Below are 4,506 nucleotides of genomic sequence, written 5' to 3'. Positions count from 1 at the left end.
GGGGGGGGGGGGTGGTGCGGAGGCGCGGGGGGTGCGCGGCGGGGGGGGGGGGGGGGGGGGGGGCGGGGACGGGGGGGGGGGGGGGGGGGGGCGGGGGCGGGGGGGCGCGGGGGCGGGGGCGGTGGGGCGGGGCGGGGGGGGGGGGCCGGCGGTGGCGGTGGGCGTGGGCGTGGGTTGCCGGCGGGGCAGGGGCGTGGGGGGTCGCGGCGCGGTAGGCGCTGCGGAAGGCACCCGCCAGACCCGCCGTTGCAGCCCCCGTGGGAATCGGCGCGGACGCCCCCGGAGGCGGAAGGCCTGCCCCCTTCTTCCGCTGCGGCAGCCCGTTCGGACCCACGGCCGAGCCCGGAGCCGGAGCGGAGTCGGCAAGCCGCGGGGCGGGAACCCGCGCGGGTCCTGACACGCCCTGGAGCACGGGGGCAGACCTGCTTGGGGCTACGAGTTCCTCGACGTCGTCCGGCTGGATGGGGACGAGGATGCGGCGGGGGACGACGACCAGGGCCGTGGTGCCCCCGAGGACGTTCTCGGACAGGGTGACGGTCAGGCTGTGCCGTTGTGCGATCTTGGCTGCGGTGAGCAGACCGAAGTGGCCCCGGCGCACCTGCTCGCTGACGTCGATCGTGTCCGGCGCGGCCAGCAGCTGGTTGAGCTGGGCGCGCATCGACTGCTGCATGCGCAGGGCGCGGTCCTCCACCTCGATGGCCAGCCCCACCGCAACCGGCTGCGCCCGCACCATCACCCGCGTCTCGGGGGCGGAGAACCGGCATCCGTTCTCGATCAGCTCGGCCAGCAGGTGCGACAGGTCCGGCCCCACCTGCGGAGCCAGCCCGATCGAAGCGCCGGCCTGGCCGGCCACCACGTCGACCCTCGGGTAGGCGACCACCTCGGAGACCGCGCCGCGCAGGACCACCGACACCGACACCGGCCTCTTTGTGGCGCGCAGGGACTGGCCTCCCAGGACGCCAGTGCTTTCCACCTGGCGTCGGATCCGGGTCACCAGGTGGTCCAGCTGGTAGATGCGGTGCAGGAGTTCGGCGTCGTCGGTCGCGCCTTCCAGATCCGACAGTGCGGCCAGCGCCTTCTCCACCAGCGCATGCTCACGCTGGGCCAGGCGGCGCAGCACCTCCAGCAGCACCGCCGACTGACGACTGGCGTACACCTCGGCCAGAGCGCACACCACCCGCTCCTCAAGCTCGCCCAGCAGCCGCTTAACCTCGGTCGTGGACGGGTCATCGCCTGCCGCCGGCAGGAAGACGAACGGCGAGGGAATCCCTTCCCCACGCAGCAGCGCATCCATCGCCGCCTGCATGGTCTTCTCCACCCCGGCGATAACACCCTGCACGCCCGCCAACTGGCCATCAAAGTGGCGCTGGACGGCCCGTGCCGCCGCCCTCGCACGCCCCAGCGCGATCAGGCCGCTCACGCCCAGACCGCACGCCAGCGCGCCGAGGATGTTGCCCGGTGGTGCGGGCAGGGTCCACCAGGCCAGGGCGGCGGAGCCGAGTAACGCGCCGTCCACCAGCCGCGGGGGTAAGAGCGCGGTGCGGATCTGATCGTGCACTGCGTGGTGGACCGGATTGCGCCGTCTCCTCCTGTGCCGGCGGGGGGTTGTGCTGGTGGCGGTGGATACGCCGTCAGACATGGGAATCCTCAACAACTGGTACGGATGAGCTACGACTGAGATGTGCCGCACAGCAGGCGCTATGGGTGGTCAGGACCGCTCCGGTGGGACGGCCTGTACCGGCAGCGCGGCCTGCACGGTCTTGCCGATGACCTCGCCGTCGTCGTCCCGAAGGAGATCCCAGGCCAGGCGCCCCTTGCCGTGGGCGACCCACCACAGACCCGTCACCGGCGGGTAGCCGTCGGTGCCCTGGCTGACGATCTCGTCAAAGCCCGGAAACGCCGAAAGGGCGTCATCGACCTCGATGATCAGGTCACCCATTCGGCTCGGGCAGATCAGCCGAATGGGAACCATACGGTCCGGGAAGAGCCTCGCGTGCCGGACTACGTTGTCCACGAGGTGACCACAGACGCGGGTCGCGATGTCCGCATTGCCCGGCCAGCGCGCCACCGTCAGCCGCGGCCGCACCCGCAAACGAGCGGTGGGACCGACGTACTTGTCACCCTTCAGCCGGTCCTGCCACCGATACGCGGGCTCACCGTCGATCTCGATGAGTGCGGGGGATGGGGTGCGTTGGTGCGAAGGGTTCACGGGAACTCCCGGGATGACGACTGTGCTTGCTCAAGCACTCTCAGCTAGCGGTGGGAAGAGCGTTGCAACAGCCAGCCGACGGATCCACCCCCAGACCTCCCCCGGACATGGCCGGAATTTTGAGGGTTGGCCACGGCCGTTCCTCGGAGTTCCCCCGGACTGGCCTCGAACCAGTAAGTAGCGTCTGTATGGGGCAACTTGCTTAGGGATGAGTCATACAGTCGTTGCAGTGACGCGTCTGACGTACGGATGAGGAGGCACGCGCTGTGCTGTTATTCCGACACCTGCTTGAGAAACGCGGCATTCGCACACCCGAGGACGTTCTTCCGTTGTACCGGGAAGCCGCAAAGCAGCTCGACTCGAAGACAGCCGAACCAGCAGCGAAGACCGTCGAAGGCTGGTTCTACTACGGCCGGAGGCCTCAACGGGCGTTCCGTGAAGTCATCGTTGCGATGCTCGGGCGCTCCATCGATCAACTGTGGTCCGAAGTGCCGGAAGGGACCGACCCGGACTTCGCCCCACTGACAGATGTCTCACCGACTGCGCCCCACGCCGATGCCGGCGCGGATCTGAGCGAAATGAGAAGGACGGGCTCGATGGCAGTGCAACGCGCAAGGCAGTTCCTCCTAGGGAAAGATCAGGGCGCTGTGGGCGAGGAGACCCTGGGCCTGCTCGACGACGAAGTGGAACGGCTCGTCGCCGCGTACCCCCGAGAGCCCCTCTCGGTGATTTGGGACGATCTCCTGGTCGTTCAGGAACAGGTCTTCCGGCTCCTGGAGGGCGGCAGGGTCAAGCAGTTGTCGCACCTGCGGGACTTGAACTTCAAGGCCAGCATTCTGTCGTTCCTTGTTGCCAAGGGGTTCAACGACATGCAGGCCCCCTACGACGCCATGACCATGACGCGAGTTGCTGCCTCCTGCGCCAAAACTTGCGAGCACCAGGGGCTGATCGCGCTGACCGACGGGCTCAAGTCGCTCATCGCCTACTGGGCCGACAAGCCGGCAGACGCCTACCACTACGCCCGGCAAGGGTCAGCAAACGCTGCGAACCTCGGCGGCACCGTCGGGCTGTGGCTGCTCGGACTGGAGGCGCGTGCTGCTGCGCTCCTGGGCGACGAGGAGACAGTGCTCCGGGCGAACCGGGAGGCCGACAGACGACGCGAGACCGTCGTCTACGACGACCTTGACCGTCTTGGCGGTCTGTTTTCGTACGCGTTTGAAAAGCAGCAGTACTACGCGGTAGAGGCCGAGGTGCACCTGGGCCGCGGCACTGCGGACCTCATCGCGCGGGCAGCGGGAGCGGTGGAAGGTTTCAGCGATCCCAACGTTGAAGCCTGGGCGTTCGGTGATCTTGCCGGCTCACAGTGCAACCTCGCACTGGTCCGTCTTGCCAGCGGAGACGTGGAAGGAACTGCGGACGCCATAAGCCCAGTCCTGGGCCTGCAGCCCGGCTTCCGGAACAAGGGCATCATTGTCTCAGCGCTGCGCGTTCGGCAAGCGCTGGTGAGTGGCCCCGGTCGATCAGGAACTGTCGGACGCGCCCTCAGTGAGGAGATCGAGGCTTTCCCTGGGAGCCGCACAGCTCTTCCACGTGGGTAGAGTCCGCGTCATGTACCCGGTCAAACGGTCCGGCCAGCGACTCATCCTCCGAGAGATCGCTGTCGCGGACATCGACGCAGTCTTTGCGATCTACGGCTCCGAAGAGGCAACGGAGCATTTGTCCTTCGAGCCACGCACTCGCGCGCAAGTCGGCGAGATCGTTGCCCGGTCTGTCGCCTCCGCCGCAGCAGAGCCGCGAACCGAGTATGCGCTCGTGGTAGTTGAACGTGCCACTGAGGACCCGATCGGCTTCGGCCGGGTTGCGCTCGACCCTCATCAGCAGCGTGGAGCCACCTTCGGCTTCGCGCTGCGCTCGGATGCTTGGGGGGTCGGGTACGGCCTCGAAACCGTGAAGCTGCTTCTTGGTTTTGGGTTTGACGAACTCGGCTTGCATCGAATCTGGGGGGCAAGGTCCCCGCTCAACGCGGCATCGGCAAGGACGATGGCTGCTGCGGGCATGACGGAGGAAGGCACGATTCGGGAGCACATCCTGAAGGCCGGGCAATGGCGTGACTCTGTCGTCCACTCCATGCTCGACAGCGAATGGGCCACCATCGCGCCCGTCTCTGCCTAGTTACTGACCTTGTTGGCGTGATGTCGTTAAGGTGAGCCCGGTTTCGGCGAGGCATCCGTCGATGAGGTCGCTGCGGTACTGGATCTGGCGGAGACCGTGCCGAAGCGTGCTCATGAGGTGGTCAG

The 4,506-nt window shown here is 67.8% G+C and carries 4 protein-coding genes and 1 pseudogene; 2 read left to right on the top strand and 3 right to left on the bottom strand.

Features of this window, described 5'->3' with window-relative positions:
- Together HLK59_RS48410 and HLK59_RS48405 are read right to left on the bottom strand one after the other, a co-directional pair.
- A partial coding sequence (locus HLK59_RS48410) for an ATP-binding protein (protein ID WP_171148061.1) occupies positions 1-1,558 on the bottom strand: 1,558 nt, incomplete at its 3' end.
- A 150-nt stretch (positions 1,559-1,708) separates the two neighbouring features.
- Positions 1,709-2,209 carry a hypothetical protein gene (locus HLK59_RS48405; RefSeq protein ID WP_171148060.1) on the bottom strand — a complete coding sequence of 167 codons (501 nt, stop codon included), beginning with the start codon at positions 2,207-2,209 and terminating at the stop codon, positions 1,709-1,711.
- 266 nt (positions 2,210-2,475) lie between these two features.
- Here HLK59_RS48405 and HLK59_RS48400 point away from each other — a divergent pair, with 266 nt between their 5' ends.
- Together HLK59_RS48400 and HLK59_RS48395 are read left to right on the top strand one after the other, a co-directional pair.
- Positions 2,476-3,807, top strand: coding sequence for a hypothetical protein (locus HLK59_RS48400; protein ID WP_346780003.1), 1,332 nt, complete (start codon positions 2,476-2,478; stop codon positions 3,805-3,807).
- A 10-nt stretch (positions 3,808-3,817) separates the two neighbouring features.
- Positions 3,818-4,381 carry a GNAT family protein gene (locus HLK59_RS48395; protein ID WP_171148059.1) on the top strand — a complete coding sequence of 188 codons (564 nt, stop codon included), beginning with the start codon at positions 3,818-3,820 and terminating at the stop codon, positions 4,379-4,381.
- Here HLK59_RS48395 and HLK59_RS51780 read toward each other — a convergent pair.
- A pseudogene (locus tag HLK59_RS51780) lies at positions 4,382-4,506 on the bottom strand (IS630 family transposase); the annotation flags it as partial.

This window comes from Streptomyces sp. S3(2020), assembly GCF_013044505.1.
Taxonomy (GTDB): Bacteria; Actinomycetota; Actinomycetes; order Streptomycetales; family Streptomycetaceae; genus Streptomyces.
Note: the sequence above shows the minus strand (reverse complement) of the source record. Positions and strands in the feature narration are given on the sequence as shown.